This is a genomic window from Zwartia vadi (assembly GCF_030410375.1).
In the GTDB taxonomy this organism is placed as follows: domain Bacteria; phylum Pseudomonadota; class Gammaproteobacteria; order Burkholderiales; family Burkholderiaceae_B; genus Zwartia; species Zwartia vadi.
Genome location: NZ_JAUHHE010000060.1, coordinates 1 through 255 on the forward strand (window position 1 = coordinate 1; position 255 = coordinate 255).

At 56.5% G+C, this 255-nt stretch carries 1 protein-coding gene; it reads right to left on the bottom strand.

The annotated features are described in order from the left end of the window. Positions 1-255, bottom strand: a 255-nt coding sequence (locus QWY27_RS15300; RefSeq protein ID WP_290199293.1) for a Mur ligase family protein, incomplete at both ends; no start/stop codon positions are given.

The window sequence follows — 255 nt, forward strand, 5'->3', positions numbered from 1 at the left end:
AAGCACCACTGATCCCGGACATGCATCAGCCATTTTTAGAACCATTGGATCCATGGCGTTGAGCACTGCGGCACCGGTTGGCGCGACGTTTTGAACGATGACTCGCTTGACCAGCGCCAACCCATCGGAGGATGTGATGAAGTTCATGCCAAGATGGTCGCCCACCCCCAAATTGGTCACGACTGCGACATCGCACCTATCAAAGCCGAGGCCTTCGCGCAAAATCCCGCCACGCGCTGTTTCGAATACTGCGGC